Origin of the sequence: Klebsiella sp. JN_Kp126, assembly GCF_033843325.1 — a bacterium.
In the GTDB taxonomy this organism is placed as follows: Bacteria; Pseudomonadota; Gammaproteobacteria; order Enterobacterales; family Enterobacteriaceae; genus Klebsiella; species Klebsiella michiganensis.
Genome location: NZ_JAWXQV010000078.1, coordinates 43,196 through 64,223, shown reverse-complemented (window position 1 = coordinate 64,223; position 21,028 = coordinate 43,196). Strand labels below are relative to the sequence as shown.

Sequence of the window (21,028 nt, the reverse complement as noted above, 5' to 3'; positions counted from 1 at the left end):
TCGCTCCTGGCTACTGACTGACCGGGCAGTGCAGCCGGGTCATCTGCGCCCGCCTGGCTGCGGGCATCGTGATCGTTACCGTGATGCTGACACATCTTTGCACCGATGTCTGCATGCGGGATACCTGGCGATTCGCGGGAATCACCGGTGGGCTAAGCTGACTGAATCGCCACGCATCGCGCCACAGCTGACGGTACTGGTTGAGCTGCATAAAGCCGTTGGCCAGCCCACGCTGATAGCCCGCCAGCGCGGTCACGGTTGCGATAAGCAAGACTAAAGCCAGCAGCGTTTCGGGCAGGCTAAACCCTCTCTGCCGCCTCAGGGCATCTGGCATAGGCTTGCCTCCTTTAACGGGCAAAAATCGCTCCAGCCGTGAGGCGAAAAGCGGACGCGGTTTTGTTCGATTACGCCTGACTGCCACAGCAGTATGCCGCCGCCATCGCTGCCGCCAATCAGCAATACCGAGGCGTCGCTAAAGACTCGCAGGCAGGCGCGCCAGCCGAGCGCCGCGTTCTGCTGGCAGCTAACCGTTTCCTGAAGCGGCCAGACGAGCCCCTTTCCCCACTGCAGCGCGGAATGCGCGTCAGCGGCATCGCCAAGCGCCCGCGTTTCGCTGGCCGTCTGCGCTAACAGCGAACGCTGCTGCTGGTGCAGCCCCTGGAGTAATAGCGTGCCGAGCGCTAACAGCAGCAGCACCATCAGCAGCGAAGAGAGCCCGCGCTGGCGATTCACAGGTTATATCCCGTTACGCCGTATTCCGCCCGCGCGCGGATTTGCGGGTCGGCGACCGAGTGCGCCGCAAGGGTAATCGATAATTCAGGCGCGAAGCCCGCCCTCTCCAGGCGCGTAACCTGAAACGCAGTGACCTGAATCGCCGCCGGGTTGGTCATTTTCTCCCAGCCTTTGCCGCTGCAGGCGCTTGCGCCGCGCAGGGTTTCCAGCGCGCCATCGCGCAGGCGAAACCCGGTGGTATCCGATTCCGATGACGGCGCGCTATTCCAGACGCCATCGCTGTTGCTATCCCAGCTCACCAGCAGGCAATCACCGCCCTCTGCGATATACAGCGCCTGCCCGTAACAGCGGCCGCGGCAGTATCCGGCGCGCTGCAGATGCTTCGCGACGGTGTAGATTCGCTGCCAGAGCTCATTTTCCAGCGACTGCTGCCGGGTCTGGCGAAGCGCGGCCCACTGCAGCGCCGGAAGAAAACGCGCGCTGCCGAGCAGCAGCACGGAGCTGATGGCCATCGCGATCAGCGTTTCCGGCAGGGAAAAGCCGCGCTGTTTTACAGACACGATGCCGTCTCCTCGCCGCGACACAGGCGGATGCGCCCCCAGTGAGAAACGATAATGTTCCAGCCGCCCGCCGCGCTTTGCAGGCGGATATGCCCGGCCCAGGCGGTATTACGCAGGCCATAAAACCCCAGCCCCGGCGTCATCGCGCTGAGCGAAACCTCCGGCCATAGCGGTTGCAGCGTGAAAGCGTCCCTGCGGAGACAGTCGGCCATCGCCCCGCTGGCGCTCAGGCACCAGCCCTCCGCGCTTTGGCCGACGCTTAATACCCTGTCGCGGTTGTGCCAGTTGGCGTCATCGCGTAGCAGCACCAGGTAGTCGCGGACCTGGCAGGCGGTTTGCCACAGGCGCTGCTGCCGTTGCCAGCTCTGCCAGCCGTACAGCCCGCTGGCGCCGAGAATGACGACCACGACCATGGTGAGCAGGGTTTCAATCAGGGTATAGCCATGTTCTCTGTTCATGGGCCAAGTATGCGGAGCATTGAGGCTTTATTCGAACGGTAAAATGCGGGTTTGCGGCGCGCGCCGGAGAGTATTAAAGGCGTTGCAGCGGGTTTCAACAGTGCCGGAAATCTGCTCGCAAAAAAGCGTTCCGTTGGGGGAATAAAGCTGGCCGTCGGCTCGGCTGAGGCATAAAAAAACCGGCGCGCAGGCGCCGGTTTTTCGTCGTCACTTCCGGGTTAAATCGCCACTGGCGCTTTAATCCCCGGATGCGGGTCGTAGCCTTCGATTTCGAAGTCTTCAAAACGGTAGTCGAAAATCGATGCCGGCTTACGTTTGATCACCAGCTTCGGCAGCGCCCGCGGTTCGCGGCTCAGCTGCAGGTGCGTCTGCTCCATGTGGTTGCTGTACAGGTGCGTATCGCCGCCGGTCCAGACAAAATCGCCCACTTCGAGGTCGCACTGCTGCGCCACCATATGCACCAGCAGCGCGTAGCTGGCGATATTGAACGGCAGGCCGAGGAATACGTCGCACGAGCGCTGATAGAGCTGGCAGGAGAGCTTGCCGTCGGCGACGTAGAACTGGAAGAACGCGTGGCACGGGGCCAGCGCCATTTTGTTCAGCTCGCCGACGTTCCATGCCGAGACGATAATCCGGCGAGAATCCGGGTCGTTTTTCAGCTGTTCCATCACCGTGCTGATCTGGTCGATATGACGGCCGTCCGGCGCGGGCCAGGAGCGCCACTGCTTACCGTAAACCGGCCCCAGATCGCCGTTTTCATCCGCCCATTCGTCCCAGATAGTGACGTTGTTTTCGTGCAGATACGCCACGTTGGTGTCACCCTGCAGGAACCACAGCAGTTCATGGATGATGGAGCGTAAATGACAGCGCTTGGTCGTCACCAACGGGAATCCTTCCTGCAGGTTAAAACGCATCTGGTGACCGAAGATGGAGACGGTGCCGGTACCGGTGCGGTCATTTTTTTGCGTGCCCTCATCGAGCACTTTCTGCATCAAATCAAGATACTGTTTCATGGTTCCTCAAGAATTTTGTTGCTGCGGACGACAACGGTACGCCCAGACCATCATGATGATACCCGCAAGCACCATCGGAATCGAAAGAATCTGCCCCATGCTGATGTACTGTACCCAGCCGCCGGTAAACTGGGCATCGGGCTGACGGAAGAACTCCACGATGATGCGGAACAGACCGTAGCCAATGAGGAACAGGCCGGAAACCGAACCGGCCGGACGCGGCTTGCGGATAAACAGGTTCAGTATCAGGAACAGCACGACGCCTTCCAGCGCCAGCTCATAGAGCTGCGAAGCATGACGCGGCAGCGCGCCGTAGGTATCAAACAGCGATTGCCACTCGGGATGCGACGGCAGCAGCGCCAGATCTTCCGCCCGAGAGCCGGGGAAAATCATGGTGTAGTGGAAGTTCGGATCGACGCGGCCCCACAGTTCACCGTTGATAAAGTTGCCCAGACGCCCGGCGCCGAGGCCAAACGGAATCAGCGGCGCAATGAAGTCGGAAACCTGGAAGAAGGTGCGCTTCGTGCGTTTGGCGAAAATGATCATCACCAGAATCACGCCGATCAGGCCGCCGTGGAAGGACATACCGCCGTCCCAGACGCGGAACAGATAGAGCGGATCGTCGAGGAACACCGGCAGGTTGTAGAAGAAGACATAGCCAAGACGCCCGCCGAGGAAAACCCCGAGGAAGCCGGCGTACAGCAGGTTTTCAACTTCGTTTTTTGTCCAACCGCTGCCCGGACGATTGGCCCGACGGGTGGCCAACCACATCGCAAAAACAAACCCAACCAGGTACATCAGACCGTACCAGTGGAGGGAGACCGGTCCAATGGAAAAAATTACCGGATCAAACTCCGGAAAATGCAGGTAGCCACTATTCATCTGTCACCATAAACACTTGTTATTCCGCCGAAAGTGGACAGCGGGGATCGTTCGCGCGCGTCAGAAACGGGCGCTCCAAAGGCTGCGAATGATAGCATAAGCGCGAAGGGCGATCCGCGCCGGACATGTAAAAGATATGTATACGAATGCGAATTCGCGGCTGAGCATTCCCGGAGGCGGCGCGCTGCGCCTGTCCGGGCTACCCAACCCTCAGGCCGCCCGAACCTCGTCAGCGTAGTCCCGGGTCACGGCTAACGCCTTACCCGGGCTACAAATTCATGAACCGTAGCCCGTGCTAGCGGCCGCCGCGAATCAGGCCGCCGAGTCCGCGTCGCTCCATAAAAGCCGCGACCTGATGGCGCACTTCGGCGGTCATCTGCGCTTCCAGGCTACGCTGGGAAAGCTCCTGGGCTTCATTGATATCGATGCGCCGCAGCAAATACTTCACTCTCGCCACCGAACGACCGTTCATCGACAGATGACGATAGCCCATACCAATCAGGATCGTCACGCACATCGGATCGCCCGCCATTTCGCCACACAGGCGCAGGTCGATACCAAAACGCTCGGCGTCGCGGGCAATCATCGCCAGCGCCCGCAGTACCCCCGGATGCAGGCTGTCATACATACTCGCGACCCGGGTGTTGTTGCGATCCACCGCCAGAATGTACTGGGTCAGATCGTTGGTGCCAACGGAGATAAAATCAACGCGGTTCGCCAGCTGCGGCAGCATAAAGACCATCGACGGCACTTCCAGCATCACGCCAAGACGCGGGCGGGGAATGGCGTAGCCGATCATCTCTTCCACTTCGCGGCTGGCGCGATCGATCAGGCGACGAGCCTCATCCACTTCATCCAGGCTGGTGACCATCGGTAGCAGGATGCTGAGGTTTCCGGTTGCCGCGTTGGCCCGCAGCATCGCGCGGACCTGTACCAGAAAGATCTCCGGCTGATCGAGCGTGATCCGAATACCGCGCCAGCCAAGGCACGGATTCTCTTCGCTGATCGGCATATACGGCAGCTGTTTATCCGCGCCGATGTCCAGCGTGCGCAGCGTCACCGATTTCTCGTTGAACATCTGCAGCATGCCCTGATACTGGGCAACCTGCTCCTCTTCGGAAGGGAAGCCGCTTTGCAGCATAAAGGGGATTTCGGTACGGTAAAGACCGATACCGTCGACGAAATTGCCGAGTTTTTCTTCATGCTCGGGGCTCAGGCCCGCGTTGAGCATGACTTTTACCCGCTCGCCGCTTTTCAGTTCGGAAGCGCGTTCAAGATCGTCCTCGGCCAGGCGGCTAAGCTCGTTCTCTTCGCTGATCAGGCGCTGATACTCTTGCAGCAGCACCGGTTCGGGATCGACCAGCAGCTCGCCGCGATAGCCGTCGACAATCAGCGTATGGCCGTGCAGCAGCGAAGGCTGAATATCCGCCCCCATCACCGTCGGAATGCCCAGCGCGCGCACCATAATCGCGGCGTGGGAGTTCGCCGCGCCATCGCGCACCACCACGCCGGCTAAACGATCCTGAGGAACCTCCGCTAAGGTGGTGGCCGACAGTTCATCCGCCACCAGCACGATGCGTTCCGGCCAGGTATTGGGCCCCTGGATACTGTCATCGAGATGGAAAAGCAGCCGCTGGCCCAGCGTGCGCAGATCGCCCGCGCGCTCTTTCAGGTAGCCGTCGCTGAGCGCGGCAAACTGTTCGGCGAATTTCTCGATGATCTTCTTCACCGCCCATTCGGCCACCGCGCCTTTATCCACTTCAGCGAACAGCTCGCGGCGCAGGCGCGCGTCGGAAAGCAGGTGCGAATAGAGGTCAAAGATAGCCGCCGTTTCTTTCTGCGCGCCGGCAGCGTAGCGTTTGCTGTAGCGGCGAAACTCATTCGCCGCCTCTTCCAGCGCGCCGGTCAGCCGCTCGCGCTCGGAAGCGGTATCGAGCGTCGAGGCTTCATAAACCTGCTCCATCAGCGGCAGGCTGACGTCCATCCAGCCTTCGGCAATCGCCACGCCTGACGAGGCGGGCAGCGCGCGGATGCGGGTCTGACGATATTGACCAAACAGCGCGTTCAGCTGGGATTGAGAGAGAATGCCGGCGATTTGCGTGGCCAGGGTGACCAGGAAGGACTCTTCGCTTTCGTCAAACTGGCGCAGTTCGCGCTGCTGCACAACCAGCACGCCGAGCAGCTGACGCCGCTGGATAATCGGCACGCCGAGGAAGGCGCGAAAGCGGCCCTCTTTGACCGCGGGAATATATTTAAAGCTGGGGTGCTTTTGCGCGTCGGCGAGGTTAATGGGTTCGGCCAGGCGGCCAACCAGGCCCACCAGGCCTTCGTCAAAAGCGAGCGCAACGATGCGCCCGCGCGGCTTTTTCAACCCGCGCGTCGCCATCAGGTAATAACAGCGTCGGTCATTGTCAGCCAGATAAACCGAACAGACTTCCGTCTCCATCGCGGCGCAGATATCGGTGACCAGGATATCCAGCGCCTCGTTTAAACGCGGCGCACTCGCGACCTTCTCGACTATTTCTCGCAACCGAGTGAGCATAATGTGCGTGGCTTAACCTCTTTTACGTCGATATGCAGGCGCGCTTTGCGGCTTAGGCGTGCTTTCCGCCAGCGCCATGGTGACGCTGGCAAACTCTTTCATCACCCTGCGGTATACGTCGCGCTTAAACGACACCACCTGACGCACCGGGTACCAGTAGCTTACCCATCGCCAGCCATCAAACTCAGGTGTACTGCTGGTTTGCATATTGACATCCGCATCGCTGCCGATCAATTGCAGGAGAAACCACTTCTGTTTCTGGCCGATACATACCGGCTTTGTGTCCCAACGCACCAAACGTTTAGGCAATTTGTAACGCAACCAGTTACGGGTTGAAGCAAGGATCCGCACATCTTTACGGCTTAGCCCAACTTCTTCGAACAATTCCCGATACATCGCCTGCTCTGCTGATTCCCCTGGATTTATGCCCCCTTGCGGGAACTGCCACGAGTGCTGACCATAGCGCCTGGCCCACATAACCTGGCCCTGGCGATTACAGATTACAATACCGACATTTGGGCGGTAGCCATCGTCATCAATCACCGGACTACCTCAAAATAAGCTTCAATGTGAATGATTGTTTCACACTCGTTGGAAACGGTAAACCACTCTGTGAGGGGGATGAGATCGAATAACATTTGAATAACTCACAGTAATACCCGGAGTTATAAACAGCGAAAGCCATACCCGGACGATTTTATTCACTTTTTCTGTGGATAGAGTTGTGAAGAAGTACGGAATTAACCAGGGAAAACCCGGAATCATCCGAACAGCGTAGCGATAGCACCTGATTATAATGACCTAATTTTCATAAAGTTAGCATGTTAAAATTTCATAATTCACAGTATAACGTGACGATCATCACATAAGAGATCCTGGAACTGATGAAAGATCGAGCAATGTTGGTTTTATCCACAGATTACGCATGTGCTCTGGGCATATTTTGTCTAAAAACTCGATTTTCCTCTCACGTCAAGGCTGTAAATGGAAACAGTAGTGGGGCTTTTCCCCAGTTATCCCATTTTTCTGTGGATAACAGGGTGTAAGATCCTGTTCATTGTCGGTGACCAGTTCTGGAAAACCCGGTTTCACCATTTTCACAGCGGCAAAAAATCGCAAAAAAAACCATATGAATCATCAAATTGTCATACTTACTCAAGAAAAGGTAAACTCTATCCACAACGGATGAAATTACTGCTCACTTTTTAGTCAGAGGTTTACGCTATGCCGACCATCGCGCCGCTCTTATCCCCCCCGCAAAGCCAGGAGCAGCTTCTGGCCCAGGCGCAGCAGCTGGCAGGCTATTCGCTGGGGGAGCTGGCCCAGCTTGCCGGAATTCCGATTCCGCGCGATTTAAAACGTGATAAAGGCTGGATCGGCATCCTGCTGGAGATATGGCTTGGTGCCAGCGCAGGCAGCAAGCCGGAGCAGGATTTCGCCGCCCTCGGCGTCGAGCTGAAAACCATCCCCATCGATTCATCAGGTCGCCCGCTGGAAACCACCTTCGTCTGCGTCGCGCCGCTGACCGGCAACAGCGGCGTCACCTGGGAGAGCAGCCACGTGCGTCATAAGCTCAAGCGGGTACTGTGGGTACCGGTAGAGGGCGATCGCGCGATTCCTTTGGCCGAACGCCGCGTCGGCGCACCGCTGCTGTGGAGCCCCAGCGAAGAAGAAGATCGCCAGCTGCGTATGGATTGGGAAGAGCTGATGGATTTGATCGTCCTCGGCCAGGTCGAGCGCATCACCGCCCGCCACGGCGAAGTGCTGCAGCTGCGCCCGAAAGCGGCAAACAGCAAAGCGCTGACCGAGGCGGTGGGCGCCCGCGGCGAACCGATCCTCACCCTACCGCGCGGTTTCTATCTGAAGAAAAACTTTACCGCCGCCCTGCTCGCCCGCCATTTCCTTCTCTCCTCGAAATAACGGCCTGGAGATGATTAATTTTTTGTTCTGCCGTGGCGGTTGCATATAATCGCATCTTTCTATTTTGCAGGACTTTGAACGATGTTATTTGCATGGGTAACCGATCCTAACGCCTGGCTGGCGCTTGGTACGCTGACGCTGCTGGAGATAGTGCTCGGGATCGATAATATTATTTTCCTCTCTCTGGTGGTGGCAAAACTGCCCACTGCGCAACGGGCACACGCCCGCCGTATTGGGCTGATGGGGGCGATGATCATGCGTCTGGCGCTGCTGGCGTCAATCGCGTGGGTCGTCAAGCTCACTAATCCTCTCTTTACCGTGCTAGGCCAGGAGATCTCGTTTCGCGATCTGATCCTCCTGCTGGGCGGGCTGTTCCTGATCTGGAAGGCGAGTAAAGAAATTCACGAATCCATTGAAGGCGAAGAAGAAGGGCTGAAAACCAACGTCCATTCATTTATGGGCGCCATCGTGCAGATTATGCTGCTGGATATTATTTTCAGCCTCGATTCGGTGATCACCGCCGTCGGGCTGTCGGACCATCTGTTTATTATGATGGCGGCAGTGGTTATCGCGGTGCTGGTGATGATGGTTGCCGCCCGTTCGATAGGCGATTTTGTTGACCGCCATCCTTCGGTGAAAATGCTGGCGCTGTCGTTTTTGATCCTCGTCGGCTTCACGCTGATGCTCGAAAGTTTCGACGTGCACGTGCCGAAAGGCTACATCTATTTCGCGATGTTCTTTTCGATTGCGGTTGAAAGTCTCAACCTGCTGCGCAATAAAAAAAATCCGCTGTAGCCCGCTAAAATGCAGCCCTGAAACGGGCTGCAATTCTTTTTTAAGACTTAACTGCTTTTTATGTCTCACAAATCAGGCTATTAATATACTGGTACGAGGTGCGGCTATAATAGGGGTGATAGCGATGAAAAAATGGGCAGTATTGATTTCCGCCGTAGGACTGGCGTTCTCGGTTTCCGGTTGCAGCAGCGATTACGTCATGGCAACCAAAGATGGTCGCATGATTCTGACCGACGGCAAACCCGCCATAGACGACGACACCGGCCTTATCAGCTACGAAGATCAGCAGGGTAATAAAATGCAGATCAATCGTGACGACGTTTCGCAGATTATTAAACGTTAAGTCCCGCCGTCAGGTCGCGATTTAGCGTTTTATCGCACCGTTGAGCAGCGTTCTTTATTCTTCAGCATTCAGAGAAAAGTCGGGATACACCTGATCTGTCCGCGAGGATTCATCAGGCCGGATTCCGTCAGCCCGGCTTTTTTGATTTTTTTACTTCCCCTTTTTCTCCCCCTCTGCCATTTTTATATTCCTTTGTCGGGGAACGCCTGACCTTGTTGATAAAAAAGGAAGCCGGCTATGCAGTATCACCGTATCCCACACAGTTCTCTTGAAATCAGCACGCTGGGGCTGGGCACAATGACGTTTGGTGAGCAGAATAGCGAGGCAGACGCGCACGAGCAGCTCGATTACGCGGTGAGTCAGGGCATTAACCTGATTGACGTCGCGGAAATGTATCCCGTCCCGCCGCGCCCGGAAACCCAGGGCCTGACGGAAACCTACGTCGGTAACTGGCTGGCGAAGCGCGGCAATCGCGAAAAGCTGATTATCGCCTCTAAAGTGAGCGGCCCTGCCCGCAATAACGACAGCAGCATTCGTCCTGACCACAAGCTGGATCGTAAAAATATCCGCGAGGCGCTGCACGACAGCCTGAAGCGCCTGCAGACCGATTATCTCGACCTCTATCAGGTACACTGGCCGCAGCGCCCGACCAACTGTTTCGGCAAGCTGGGCTACACCTGGGCCGATTCCGCCCCGGTCGTCACCCTGCTGGATACGCTGGACGCGCTGGCCGAATTCCAGCGCGCCGGCAAGATTCGCTATATCGGGGTCTCTAACGAAACGGCGTTTGGCGTGATGCGCTATCTTCATCTGGCGGACAAGCACGACCTGCCGCGCATCGTGACGATCCAGAACCCGTACAGCCTGGTGAACCGCAGCTTTGAAGTGGGCCTGGCGGAAGTCAGCCAGTATGAAGGCGTGGAGCTGCTGGCCTATTCCTGCCTGGCGTTCGGCACGCTGACCGGGAAATACCTCAACGGCGCAAAACCGGCAGGCGCGCGCAATACGCTGTTCAGCCGTTTTACGCGCTACAGCGGCGAGCAGACGCAAAAAGCGGTGGCGGCCTATGTCGATATCGCGAAGCGGCACAACCTTGACCCGGCGCAGATGGCGCTGGCCTTCGTACGTCGTCAGCCGTTTGTCGCCAGCACCCTGCTGGGCGCGACCACCATGGAGCAGCTGAAAACCAACGTCGAAAGCCTGCATCTGGAGCTGAGCGCAGAGGTTTTAGCCGAGATTGAAGCGGTGCATCAGGTTTATACCTACCCGGCACCGTAAGGCCGTAAAAGCTCCCGGATTGCGGCTAATGCCTTATCCGGGCGACTCCCTTTCCCGGAGGCGATGCTACGCATCTGTCCGGGCTACAAGTTCGTGCGGTTTGTAGCCCGGACAGGCGCGACGCGCCGCCTCCGGGAGATTATTTACGCCGTCCCCAAATCCACAGGGCAGTAATCGCCAGGGCGAACACCACGCCAAAGCCAATCCCTACGCTGACGACAGGAATACCGATGCTCACCGCCAGCGAATAGAGGCCCAGCATCAGCAGCATCGCCACGTTTTCGCCGAGGTTCTGCACCGCGATAGCGTTGCCCGCGCCGACCGTATGTTTCCCTCGCTCCTGCAGCAGGGCGTTAAGCGGCACGATAAAGAAGCCGCCGAACGCGCCGAGCAGCAGCAGCAGGGCAAACGCCGGCAGCAGCGCCTGCTGGATGGCGAAAAAGATGACCGCCACGCCAATCAATATCCCGGCGGGCATGCAGCGCGACACCGTTTCCAGCGTCACCAGCTTCGCCGCCGCGCCGGCTCCCAGCACAATCCCCACCGCCACCATCGCGTTAAGGTAGGTCGGCATGGCGTTGCTGGTAATGCCCAGCGCCGCCGGCACCCACAGCACCAGCAGGAAGCGCAGCGTCACGCCCGCCCCCCAGAACAGGCTGGTGCCGACTAACGAAAAGCGGGTCTCACCGTTGCGCCATAACGTCGTACAGGCGCTAAAGAAGCTGTGGGTCATGGGCCTGAAACGCCATGATTGCCCGGGACGCGCCGCTGGCAGCTTCGGGATCCACAGGTTGGCGACCACCGCGCCGGCGTACACCACCGCGCAGACGCCGAGCGCCGCCATGATATGCCAGTCCGCCAGGATACCGCCCGCCATCGAGCCGAGCAGGATCGCCGCAATGGTCGAGGACTCCATCAGGCCGTTCGCTTTCACTAACTTATCGCCGGTGGTCAGCTCGCCGAGAATGCCGTATTTAGCCGGAGAATAGGCGGCAGCGCCGATGCCCACCAGCGTATAGCCAACAAACGGATTCACGCCAAAGCAGATGCACCCCGCGCCGATCAGCTTCAGGCCGTTCGCCACCATCATCACCCGCCCTTTGGCAAAGCTATCGGCAAACTGTCCGACAAACGGCGCGAAGAGAATGTAAGCGCCCACAAACAACATCTGTAATACCGGTTGGCTCCACTCCGGGTAGAACAGTTGCTTCATCAGCGCCAGGGTGGCGAACAACAGCGCGTTATCGCCAAACGCCGAAAGAAACTGGGCGCAGATAACCGCCATCATCCCTTTCGAATACAGCGATGTGTTAGTGTGTACTGACTCACTCATCCGAACCTTCCGCCTGTTCAACCATGCCTTTAAGGGTGACAAAGTCCGGCTTGCCGCTGCCCAGTACCGGGAGCTGCTTCAGCCAGCGAATGTCGCGCGGTACCGCCAGCTCCGGTACGCCGTGTTCACGGGCATAGCGCAGCAGTTTTTCACGATTCAGTTCATTATCGGTGGTAAACAGCACCAGCGCCTCGCCTTTGCTGGCATCCTGTTTAATCGCCGTGGCGTGCATTTTGTCCGGCGAAACCGCCAGCGCCACCTGCTCGACCATCTCCAGCGACACCATCTCACCGGCGATTTTGGCAAAGCGCTTCGCGCGGCCCTGAATCCGCACATAGCCCTGTTCGTCAAAGCTGACGATATCCCCGGTGTCATACCAGCCGGCCTCGACTACGCCGTGCTGATTTTCCGCCGCGGGCGCTTCCAGCACGCCGGGATTCTCCACTCGCAGATAGCCGTTCATGATGTTCGGCCCTTTAAGCTGTAAACGGCCCCCCTCTTCAATACCGGGCATGGCCAGCAGACGCGCGTCCATCCCCGGCAGAATGCGGCCAACGGTGCCCACTTTCGCCGCCATCGGCACGTTGATCGATACCACCGGCGCGCATTCAGTGACGCCGTAGCCTTCAAGAATGCGCAGGCCAAACTTGTCCTGCCAGATCTGCTTTGTGCTTTCCTGCAGCTTCTCCGCCCCGGCGACAACGTAACGCAGGCGATAAAAATCATACGGATTCGCAAAGCGGGCGTAGTTGCCAAGGAAGGTGGAGGTGCCGAACAGCACGGTACAGTTGCGGTCATATACCAGCTCCGGCACCACGCGGTAGTGCAGCGGGCTGGGATAGAGGAAGACCTCCGCGCCGGTAAACAGCGGGGTCAGCAGGCCGACCGTCAGGCCAAAGGAGTGAAACAGCGGCAGCGCCGACATAAAGCGGTCGTTGGCGGTAAAGTCGGCAATGGTTTTAATCTGCTCGACGTTGGCCAGCAGGCTTTTATGGCTATGCACTACCCCTTTCGGATTGCCTTCCGAGCCGGAGGTAAACAGAATCATCGCCGCGTCTTCCGGCTGCTGCGTAACCTGAGCCAGCTTCGGCATCAGCAGATGGCCAAAAATCCACAGCTTATCGGCGGCGGTAACCTCGCCTTTTAAATCTTCGAGAAATACCCAGCGTACCTGAGTCAGCTGCTCCGGCAGGTGCCAGAGTTTGCCTTTTTCGAGGAAGGTGCGTGAGGTAAACACGGTTTTGATTTCCGCCGCGGTAATGGCGCTGCTCAGGCCTTTGACCCCGGCGGTATAGTTCATCATCGCCGGGATTCGTCCGCGGGCGATCGCGCCAAAAATCACCGCCGCGCTTATTCCGGCGTTCGGCAGCATCAGGCCGATTTTTTCGCCCTGGGCGCTGTATTTTTCCAGAATGCGCGCCACGAAGAGGGTTTTGGTCAGCAGCTTACGGTAGGTGTCCGGCTGAAAATTGATATCTTCCACGCAGTGTTTGCGCGCGCCGAAGCGGTCCTGGGCCGCCAGCAGCGACTCATACAGCGTTTCGCGCGGGCGCACCGCCATCCGCGCCTCCATCATGATCTGATGCAGCATTTCACCGGCAATTTTACGCCGGTCGCGGGCGCGCGGCGCATCGGGCATCGGCAGATGCGTCGGCGGCAGCAGATGCAGCTGAATGCGCGGGAACAGGCGGCGCTTGACCAGCCCCTTCAGGCGGCTAAAGGGGGTTAGTTCAGCGCCTTCGATTCTCAGCGGCACGATGGTCGCCTGCGACTTCGCCGCCACAAAGGCGGCGCCGTCGTAAATTTTCATCAGCGAACCGCTCACCGAGATCCGCCCTTCCGGGAAAATCACCACCGGGCGCCCCTGCTCAATCAGGCGGACCAGATGTTTTATCGACATCGGTTTGGTCGGGTCCAGCGGCACAAAATCAATAATCGGCTTTAGCGCGCGCATAAACCAGCGATCGCTGATTGAGGAATAGACCGCAAACACCGGGCGCACCGGCAGGAAAAGCGCCAGCAGTACGCCGTCAATAAAGGAGACATGGTTTGGCGTGATCAGCACCTTTTGCTGCTGCAGCGCCTGGGGGTCACCGGTTAACTTGACCCGGTACAATCCTTTGAAAAGTAGTCTGAAAAATCCCAAAAGCATAACAACTCCGTTTGACCGGTTAATCAGTCAAAGCAGGTTACATGAGAAGGGACGGAAAATGCACCAGGAGGAGCGGAATTCAGGACAAAAAAAACCTGCGCATCCGCGCAGGTCGGTGCAAGATAATCAGTACGAAAAGCGTACTTAAAAAACTCACCAATCAATACCTCTGGGATCCTGATTGTCTCGTTTTTCCCGCCGCCGGCGCCAGCCATAAAACGCAAGGGAATAAGCCTAAGTGCAACCAGTTATTACTTTTTTCGTGAACTGTAACAACGGCTAACGGCGGGCAAAAAAAAACCTGCGCATCTGCGCAGGCTGGTGTAATTAAGTGGTCAACCTGAAGTTGACTCCACCTATCAATACCTCTGGGATAGCCAGAGTATCAATGCAATGAATGGGTAAACCAGCGAACATTCGCAACAGCCAATCGCAAAGTGTAAGCAAAGGTGTGGATTGTCCGTTCCCGGAATCATTCTCCGCTCCCCTGTGGGTAACTATTTCACCCGCAACGCTAATCTGCGTCACAATTGCATTAACCCAAAAGTACCAACCCTTGAATCTGCCGCGCTTTCCCGTAACATAAATGCCATGTAAACGCTTACCCTAAAAAAGGCCTGGTATGGCGACTATTAAGGATGTAGCCCGGCTCGCAGGAGTCTCCGTCGCTACCGTCTCCCGCGTTATTAACAATTCACCGAAAGCCAGCGAAGCCTCGCGCCAGTCGGTAGGCGCCGCGATGGAAACGCTAAATTATCACCCCAACGCCAACGCCCGCGCGCTGGCGCAGCAGTCAACGGAAACCGTCGGCCTGGTGGTGGGCGATGTCTCCGACCCCTTCTTCGGCGCGATGGTGAAAGCCGTCGAGCAGGTCGCCTACAATACCGGCAATTTTTTGCTGATCGGTAACGGCTATCACAACCTCCATAAAGAGCGCCAGGCGATTGAACAGCTGATTCGCCACCGCTGCGCGGCGCTGGTGGTCCACGCCAAAATGATCCCCGATGACGAACTGGCCTCGCTGATGCAGCAAATCCCCGGCATGGTGCTGATTAACCGCATCCTGCCCGGCTTCGAGCAGCGCTGCGTGGCGCTGGATGACCGCTACGGCGCATGGCTCGCGACCCGCCACCTGATTCAGCAGGGGCACACCCGCATCGGCTATCTCTGCTCTAATCACGCTATTTCCGATGCTGAAGACCGGCTGCAGGGCTACTGGGCAGCGTTAAAAGAGAGCGATCTGCCGTGCAACGATCGCCTGGTGACCTTTGCCGAGCCCGATGAGAGCGGCGGAGAACAGGCGATAACCGAGCTGCTGGGCCGCGGCAGGAACTTCAGCGCCGTCGCCTGCTATAACGACTCGATGGCCGCCGGCGCGATGGGCGTATTAAACGATAACGGGATTGATGTGCCGCGTGAGATTTCGCTGATTGGCTTTGATGACGTGCTGATTTCGCGCTACGTGCGCCCGCGTCTGACCACCGTACGCTATCCGATTGTCACCATGGCGACGCAGGCCGCGGAGCTGGCGTTAGCGCTGGCGGAGCATCGCCCGCCGCCGGAGATTACCCACCTTTTCAGCCCCACGCTGGTCCGCCGTCACTCGGTGATTGCGCCCCTCGGCAGCGATAAATCGTAGCGGTATAAACTGACGGCGCTGGCCGGATAATCCAGGCCTTCGCCGATATACTGCCAGCCAAAACGCTCATAAAAATCGCGGCAGGCGGAGTAGAGAAATAGCTCGGTATAGCCCTGCGCTCTGGCATATCCGATGACGTGCTGCTGTAGTTTTCCCGCCAGCCCCTGCCCGCGCGCCTCAGGCGCCACGTAGAGCGCCGCCATCCACGGATAGAGATCCTGACGGCTGATTAAATCGCAGCGCCACAGGCCGACGGTGCCCAGCAGCCTCTCGCCCTCCACGGCCACAAAGGTAATGGGCAGCGCTCCCGGCGTCTGGCTATGTTCGACAATGCTGGCGAAGAACGCCCGCGGCAGCGCGTCAGCGCCAAACGCTCGCCAGAGCCACTCCGTCACGCATGAAGCGTGCTGCGGCGCAGCGTAGAGGGGGTGAATAATCATACCAGCTTTCCCTGAAAAATCGGTACCGATTCAAAGAGATAGCCGTCAAAGTCCGGCGCGTCTTCATCGGAGAGCTCCAGCAGGCTGTTTTTGACATTTTCAAGATGCTGCCACATTGCCTGCCAGGCCCCCATCACATCGCGTCGGCGCAGGGCGGCGAGCAGCGTTTGCCGGTCCCCGAGCCACTTCAGCCGGTACGCCCGGCTGGCGATATGCACGTTGAACTGCTGCCACAGCGGGCTGCTGTCCATCTGCAGCCAGATGCGCTCAACCGTCGCCAACAGCATCTGATTTTGCGTCGCGCCGGCCAGCACCAGGTGAAACAGCCGGGCGTTATCCTGGCTGGTATCGTTGGCGGCAATCGCCCGCTGTTCCTGCTCGATAATCCGCTTCAGGTTATCGATATCGGCGCGGGTGGCCATTTTGGCGGCAAAAGCGGCGATATTGCTCTCCAGCAGCTGGCGGGCCTGCAGGATTTCGAACGGCCCGACGTCGCTGCTCAACATCTGTTCTTCCTCGCTATCGTCCTCGTGCGGGATGCGCATCACGTACACCCCGGAGCCCTGGCGAATGTCGACCGTCCCCTGCAGCTCCAGCATCAGCAGCGCTTCGCGGACGATGGTCCGGCTCACGCCGTAGGTCTCGGCGATATTGCGTTCCGGCGGCAGGCGCGACCCGATGGGATAGCGCCCCTGCGCAATCTGTGCGCGTAAATCATCACCTATTTCCTGGTAGGGTTTCTTTTCCGGCGGAATGATAGCCTTCTCCACAATATCACCTGTGCGTTATGAGCCTGCGAGTCAATATCGGCCGCTATCTTAGCAAAATTTCAGCCCGGCTAGCGCCACTCATCGTCAATATCCAGCGTCAATTCCCGGCTCTCGCCTAGCTTACGGAACCAGCTGGCGGACGCCTTGGGCCGCCGCGCACGATTATTTTGCAGATCGATTTCAATCAGCCCGTAGCGATTTTTAAACGCGTTCATCGGCGAAACGTTGTCGGTAAACGCCCACAGCATGTAGCCGTGGCAGTTGGCCCCCGCTTCCCGCGCGCGCAGCGTTTGCCACAGATGCTCGCTGATAAAACGGATCCGGTAGTCGTCGGCGATGGTGCCTTCACCATTGCGAAACTGCCCTTCGTTTTCCACGCCCATGCCGCTTTCCGCCACGAACCACGGAATATTGCGGTAGTCCTGCTTGATCCGCATCGCCATATCAAAAACGATTTGCGGATAAATCTCCCAGCCGCGGGAGTGGTTCATCCGCCGCCCCGGTAGCTCAAAGGGCTCATAGTAGTAAGCCGGATGGAACGGCGTCTGCGGATGCCAGGCGCGCGATGGAGCCTTAACCCGATGCGGGTAGTAGAGATTAATCCCCAGCTCATCAACGGTGTTGTCGCGGATTATCGCCAGCTCCTCCACGTCATAATCCCAGGAGACCCCGTGCTGTTCGAGCAGAGCCAGTAGCTCGGGCGGGTAGAGGCCGTGGACCAGCGGATCGAGGAAAACCCGGTTATAAAACAGATCGTAGCGTTCGGCGGCGCGTACATCGTGCGGCGCTTTTGAGCGCGGATAGGTGACCTCCGGGTTAAGAATGCAGCCTACCGTGCCGCGATAGCCTTTCTCGCGAAACAGCCGGACCACTTTTGCCGTCGCCAGCACCTTGTGGTGATTCCACTGCATCCAGGTGCCGGTGTTCTGCTCGTAAGGCCAGCGCAGCGCATCCAGATAAACGCGGGTCTGCACCACGATCGGTTCATTGAAGGTAAACCAGCGCGTGACTTTGTGGTGATAGCGGGCGAACACTTTCTCCGCGTACTGCACAAACAGCTCAACCACCTTTTTTGACGCCCAGCCGCCGTACTGCTCCAGCAGATAGCCGGGAAGTTCATAGTGCTCAAGACAGATCATCGGCTCGATGCCGTTGGCCAGCAGTTCATCGAAGAGCTGGTCGTAGTAAGCCGCATAGTCTTCATCGACCGTGACGTTTTCATAATCGGTGAGAAAGCGCGACCAGTTAATCGACGTGCGGTAGTGGGTCAGCCCCGCCAGCTTCATCAACTGCACGTCTTCGCGGAAGCGGTTGATAAAATCGGTCGCCACCGCCGGGCCGTAGCCGTTATGCCAGACGCGGCGGTCGTTCTTGTACCAGAGATCCGGCCAGGAATCCTGGCCCGCTTTCTTACCGCACCAGCCCTCGGTTTGCCACGCGGAAGCGGCGGCGCCGAGGATAAAGTCGTGGGGGATCGCCATCTTTACTGTCGTCATTGTGTCCTCATATCTGTTGGCTGGCCTGCTCGTTCTCCGCCTGGCGCTGAGCGTTTTCCGCGCGGCGGGAGGCTATTTTGACGAACGGCAGATAGATCAGCACCGCGGTCAGGATGCAGATAAGCTGCGTCACCACCGCCCCCATCGAACCCGCCGTAGAGAGCCAGGCGTTGATCAGCGGCGGGGTGGTCCACGGCACCATCACCACCGCTTTACCGGCAAAGCCGGCGGCGGTCGCGAAGTAGCCGATGCTGCCGGTCACCAGCGGCGTGATGATAAAAGGGATCGCGAGGATCGGATTGAGCATGATCGGCATGCCGAAAATCACCGGTTCGTTAATATTGAACAGACCCGGCCCAATCGACAGCTTGGCGATCTCTTTCATCTCTTTGCGTTTGGTGGCGATCATGACCGCGATCAGCAGGCCAATCGTCAGCCCCGATCCGCCGATGCTCATATAAACGTCCCAGAACGGCATGGTGATGATATTCGGCACCTCTTTGCCCTGCTCAAAGGCGCTCATATTGACGGTGATGGCCCCTAGCAGCAGCGGTTCGCGGATCGGTTTGATCATCTGGTTGCCGTGGATACCGATAACCCAGAACAGCTGCGCGACAAACATCAGCAGCAGGATCCCCGGCAGGCTTTGCACCACCCGCTCCAGCGGCTGCTGCACCACCTGATAGACCGCGTCATACAGGTACATGCCGGTGGCCTGATGGAAAATAAAGCCAAAGGTGGCAATCACCGTGGTGGTGATAATGGCCGGGATCAGGGCGGAGAACGACGCCGATACGTTGGGCGGCACGGTATCCGGCATCTTGATCTTCAGCCCCTTGCGGCCCTCCAGCCAGCAGTAGATCTCCACCGACAGAATGGCGATAAACATACCGAGGAACAGGCTACGGGTATCGGAAAACTGGCGCAGCAGCACATCTTTCACTTCATGCATTTGCCCGTCGACCATCATTTCGACGGTGGTCGGCGTCACGCAGATAAAGCAGATCACCGCCAGCAGACCGGGGAACAGGCTCTTGATGCCGTTAATCCGCCCCAGCTCAATGCCGATAAGAAAGACCGCGCCAATATTGAGAAAGTTAAGGGTGGCGTAGTTGATCGCGCTGGTAATGGGTTTCAGCGCCGCCAGAAAAGAGAGCGCCTGAAAGCTGGCGAGTCCATTTTTCGGATCCAGCACCATATTGGAGATCAGCACCGAAAAGGCGCCGACGATGATCACCGGCATCAGGGTAATAAAAGCGGATTTTATCGCCATGATGTAGCGGTAGCTGTTGAATTTCGTGGCGAAACTCCCCAGTGAGTCGATCAGTTTGTCCTGCAATGCCATAGAGGATACCTCAGGTTTAAGGGCTTTTAGCGCACCAGGTGTACAGCCAAACACCTATTGGCATACCAAAAAATAGCCACTGAGGAGAATAAGTTCTGTGATTAAGCTCCCAACCCGTTCATTGGTATTCCAGAAAGGCGATAATTGGCATACCGCATTTGCGGTTTTCTTTTCCCTGCGATCAATTCCTGTAAAAGCGTGATCGCGATGGTTTTTTACCACGCCATGAAGCCATATCCCCCTGAATGTCTGTGATAAACTGCGGTTCACCACGTGATATCAGGAATCGGATGAATGGCTACAATGCTGGATGTCTCAATTCGCGCAGGCGTCTCTAAAGCGACGGTTTCCCGCGTGTTGAACGGCACAGGTCAGGTGAAAGAGAGCACCCGCCAACAGGTTTTTAAGGCGATGGAAGAGCTGGGCTATCGGCCAAACTTTCTCGCCCGCTCGCTGGCAAACCGCACGAGCAACAGCATCGGTCTGGTGGTTTCCACCTTTGACGGTTTCTATTTTGGCCGCCTGCTGCAGCAGGCTTCTCGCCAGACGGAAGCCTGGGGCAAACAGCTGATCGTCACCGACGGCCACGATGCGCCGGAGCGTGAAGAAGAGGCGGTGCAGATGCTGGCCGATCGCCAGTGCGATGCCATCGTGCTCTACACGCGCCATATGAGCGAAAAGAAGATTATGTCGCTGATTGAGTCTATCGCCATGCCGCTGGTGGTGATCAACCGCGACGTTAGCCAGGCCCGGGAGCGTTGCGTGTTCTTCGAACAGCAGGACGCGGCGTTTCAGGCGGTTGAGTACCTCATTGCCCAGGGCCATCGCGATATTGCCTGTTTGACCGTGCCGATGCACACGCCGACGGGTAAAGCTCGCCTGGAAGGCTATCGCAACGCGCTGAAGAAGCACGGCATCAAGTGGGATCCGGCGAAGGTGAAATACGGCGACTCCACCATGAGCCGCGGCTATGAACTCTGCTGCGAGCTGCTGGAAGAGAAAACGCCGTTTAGCGCGCTGTTTTCCTGTAACGATGATATGGCGCTGGGCGCGTCGAAAGCGCTGCATCAGGCAGGGCTGCGGATCCCGCAGGATATTTCGCTGTTTGGTTTTGATGACGCGCCGAGCGCGAAATGGCTGGAGCCGGGGCTGTCGACGGTCTATCTGCCGATCGATAACATGATCACCACCGCTATCGATCAGGCCATCAAGCTGGCCAACGGCCAGCCGATCGAGACCATACCGCCGTTTACCGGCAAGCTGGTGCTGCGCGAGTCGGTCACCACCGGGCCGTATTACGCATAATTAGCGGGCCCGATAAGCGAAGCGC

At 57.9% G+C, this 21,028-nt stretch carries 20 protein-coding genes and 1 pseudogene; 7 read left to right on the top strand and 14 right to left on the bottom strand.

All coding sequences use genetic code 11. The features are described 5' to 3' along the window. Positions 1-10 precede the first annotated feature (10 nt). From SIK97_RS18625 to rppH, 8 genes are all read right to left on the bottom strand, one after another. Entirely contained in the window at positions 11-334 is a 324-nt protein-coding gene (locus tag SIK97_RS18625; RefSeq protein WP_014226656.1) for a prepilin-type N-terminal cleavage/methylation domain-containing protein, read from the bottom strand. Then, a complete protein-coding gene (locus SIK97_RS18620; RefSeq protein ID WP_014226657.1) occupies positions 319-732 on the bottom strand; it encodes a DUF2509 family protein in 414 nt (137 codons plus the stop codon). The genes SIK97_RS18625 and SIK97_RS18620 overlap by 16 nt, the downstream gene beginning before the upstream one ends. After that, complete coding sequence (locus SIK97_RS18615; protein ID WP_014226658.1) at positions 729-1,292, bottom strand: prepilin peptidase-dependent protein; 564 nt, start codon at positions 1,290-1,292, stop codon at positions 729-731. Before SIK97_RS18615 ends, SIK97_RS18620 begins: the two co-directional genes overlap by 4 nt. After that, on the bottom strand, positions 1,283-1,750 hold the full coding sequence (locus tag SIK97_RS18610; protein WP_025107415.1) for a prepilin peptidase-dependent protein: 468 nt from the start codon (positions 1,748-1,750) through the stop codon (positions 1,283-1,285). The genes SIK97_RS18615 and SIK97_RS18610 overlap by 10 nt, the downstream gene beginning before the upstream one ends. A 218-nt stretch (positions 1,751-1,968) precedes the next feature. Further along, entirely contained in the window at positions 1,969-2,763 is a 795-nt protein-coding gene (gene thyA, locus SIK97_RS18605) for a thymidylate synthase (protein WP_004124584.1), read from the bottom strand. A 6-nt stretch (positions 2,764-2,769) separates the two neighbouring features. After that, on the bottom strand, positions 2,770-3,645 hold the full coding sequence (gene lgt / locus SIK97_RS18600) for a prolipoprotein diacylglyceryl transferase (RefSeq protein WP_014226659.1): 876 nt from the start codon (positions 3,643-3,645) through the stop codon (positions 2,770-2,772). Between the two features lie 295 nt (positions 3,646-3,940). Further along, entirely contained in the window at positions 3,941-6,187 is a 2,247-nt protein-coding gene (gene ptsP, locus SIK97_RS18595; RefSeq protein ID WP_014226660.1) for a phosphoenolpyruvate--protein phosphotransferase, read from the bottom strand. 12 nt (positions 6,188-6,199) lie between these two features. Beyond that, positions 6,200-6,730, bottom strand: coding sequence for an RNA pyrophosphohydrolase (rppH, locus tag SIK97_RS18590; protein ID WP_004124593.1), 531 nt, complete (start codon positions 6,728-6,730; stop codon positions 6,200-6,202). 453 nt (positions 6,731-7,183) lie between these two features. On the opposite strand from rppH, the pseudogene SIK97_RS18585 reads away from it, so the two are divergent. The 5 genes and pseudogenes from SIK97_RS18585 to SIK97_RS18565 form a co-directional block, all read left to right on the top strand. Further along, a pseudogene (locus tag SIK97_RS18585) lies at positions 7,184-7,324 on the top strand (hypothetical protein); the annotation flags it as partial. A gap of 87 nt (positions 7,325-7,411) precedes the next feature. Then, positions 7,412-8,107: a DNA mismatch repair endonuclease MutH gene (gene mutH, locus SIK97_RS18580; protein WP_014226661.1), complete on the top strand. Its 696-nt coding sequence runs from the start codon at positions 7,412-7,414 to the stop codon at positions 8,105-8,107. Between the two features lie 81 nt (positions 8,108-8,188). Next, complete coding sequence (locus tag SIK97_RS18575; RefSeq protein WP_004105253.1) at positions 8,189-8,902, top strand: TerC family protein; 714 nt, start codon at positions 8,189-8,191, stop codon at positions 8,900-8,902. A gap of 124 nt (positions 8,903-9,026) precedes the next feature. Next, positions 9,027-9,245, top strand: coding sequence for a YgdI/YgdR family lipoprotein (locus SIK97_RS18570; RefSeq protein WP_004105255.1), 219 nt, complete (start codon positions 9,027-9,029; stop codon positions 9,243-9,245). 237 nt (positions 9,246-9,482) lie between these two features. Continuing rightward, positions 9,483-10,523: an NADP(H)-dependent aldo-keto reductase gene (locus tag SIK97_RS18565; protein WP_014226662.1), complete on the top strand. Its 1,041-nt coding sequence runs from the start codon at positions 9,483-9,485 to the stop codon at positions 10,521-10,523. Between the two features lie 139 nt (positions 10,524-10,662). On the opposite strand, the gene lplT is transcribed toward SIK97_RS18565, so the two are convergent. Together lplT and aas are read right to left on the bottom strand one after the other, a co-directional pair. Beyond that, positions 10,663-11,856, bottom strand: coding sequence for a lysophospholipid transporter LplT (gene lplT / locus SIK97_RS18560; protein WP_057173313.1), 1,194 nt, complete (start codon positions 11,854-11,856; stop codon positions 10,663-10,665). Then, the gene (gene aas, locus SIK97_RS18555) at positions 11,849-14,008 is read right to left on the bottom strand and encodes a bifunctional acyl-ACP--phospholipid O-acyltransferase/long-chain-fatty-acid--ACP ligase (RefSeq protein WP_069684217.1); all 2,160 of its coding nucleotides are present in this window, start codon (positions 14,006-14,008) and stop codon (positions 11,849-11,851) included. Before aas ends, lplT begins: the two co-directional genes overlap by 8 nt. 622 nt (positions 14,009-14,630) lie before the next feature. Between aas and galR the strand changes: the two genes are divergently transcribed. Continuing rightward, entirely contained in the window at positions 14,631-15,647 is a 1,017-nt protein-coding gene (galR, locus tag SIK97_RS18550; protein ID WP_057173954.1) for an HTH-type transcriptional regulator GalR, read from the top strand. On the opposite strand, the gene SIK97_RS18545 is transcribed toward galR, so the two are convergent. The 4 genes from SIK97_RS18545 to SIK97_RS18530 form a co-directional block, all read right to left on the bottom strand. Then, positions 15,608-16,087 carry a GNAT family N-acetyltransferase gene (locus SIK97_RS18545; protein ID WP_057173955.1) on the bottom strand — a complete coding sequence of 160 codons (480 nt, stop codon included), beginning with the start codon at positions 16,085-16,087 and terminating at the stop codon, positions 15,608-15,610. The genes galR and SIK97_RS18545 overlap by 40 nt on opposite strands. Next, entirely contained in the window at positions 16,084-16,857 is a 774-nt protein-coding gene (locus tag SIK97_RS18540; RefSeq protein ID WP_004105268.1) for a GntR family transcriptional regulator, read from the bottom strand. The genes SIK97_RS18545 and SIK97_RS18540 overlap by 4 nt, the downstream gene beginning before the upstream one ends. 68 nt (positions 16,858-16,925) lie before the next feature. Then, the gene (locus tag SIK97_RS18535) at positions 16,926-18,353 is read right to left on the bottom strand and encodes a glycoside hydrolase family 1 protein (RefSeq protein WP_057173956.1); all 1,428 of its coding nucleotides are present in this window, start codon (positions 18,351-18,353) and stop codon (positions 16,926-16,928) included. 7 nt (positions 18,354-18,360) lie between these two features. Beyond that, positions 18,361-19,698 carry a PTS sugar transporter subunit IIC gene (locus SIK97_RS18530; protein ID WP_014226668.1) on the bottom strand — a complete coding sequence of 446 codons (1,338 nt, stop codon included), beginning with the start codon at positions 19,696-19,698 and terminating at the stop codon, positions 18,361-18,363. A gap of 303 nt (positions 19,699-20,001) precedes the next feature. On the opposite strand from SIK97_RS18530, the gene SIK97_RS18525 reads away from it, so the two are divergent. After that, positions 20,002-21,003: a LacI family DNA-binding transcriptional regulator gene (locus tag SIK97_RS18525; RefSeq protein ID WP_162140818.1), complete on the top strand. Its 1,002-nt coding sequence runs from the start codon at positions 20,002-20,004 to the stop codon at positions 21,001-21,003. The last annotated feature ends 25 nt before the right edge of the window (positions 21,004-21,028 follow it).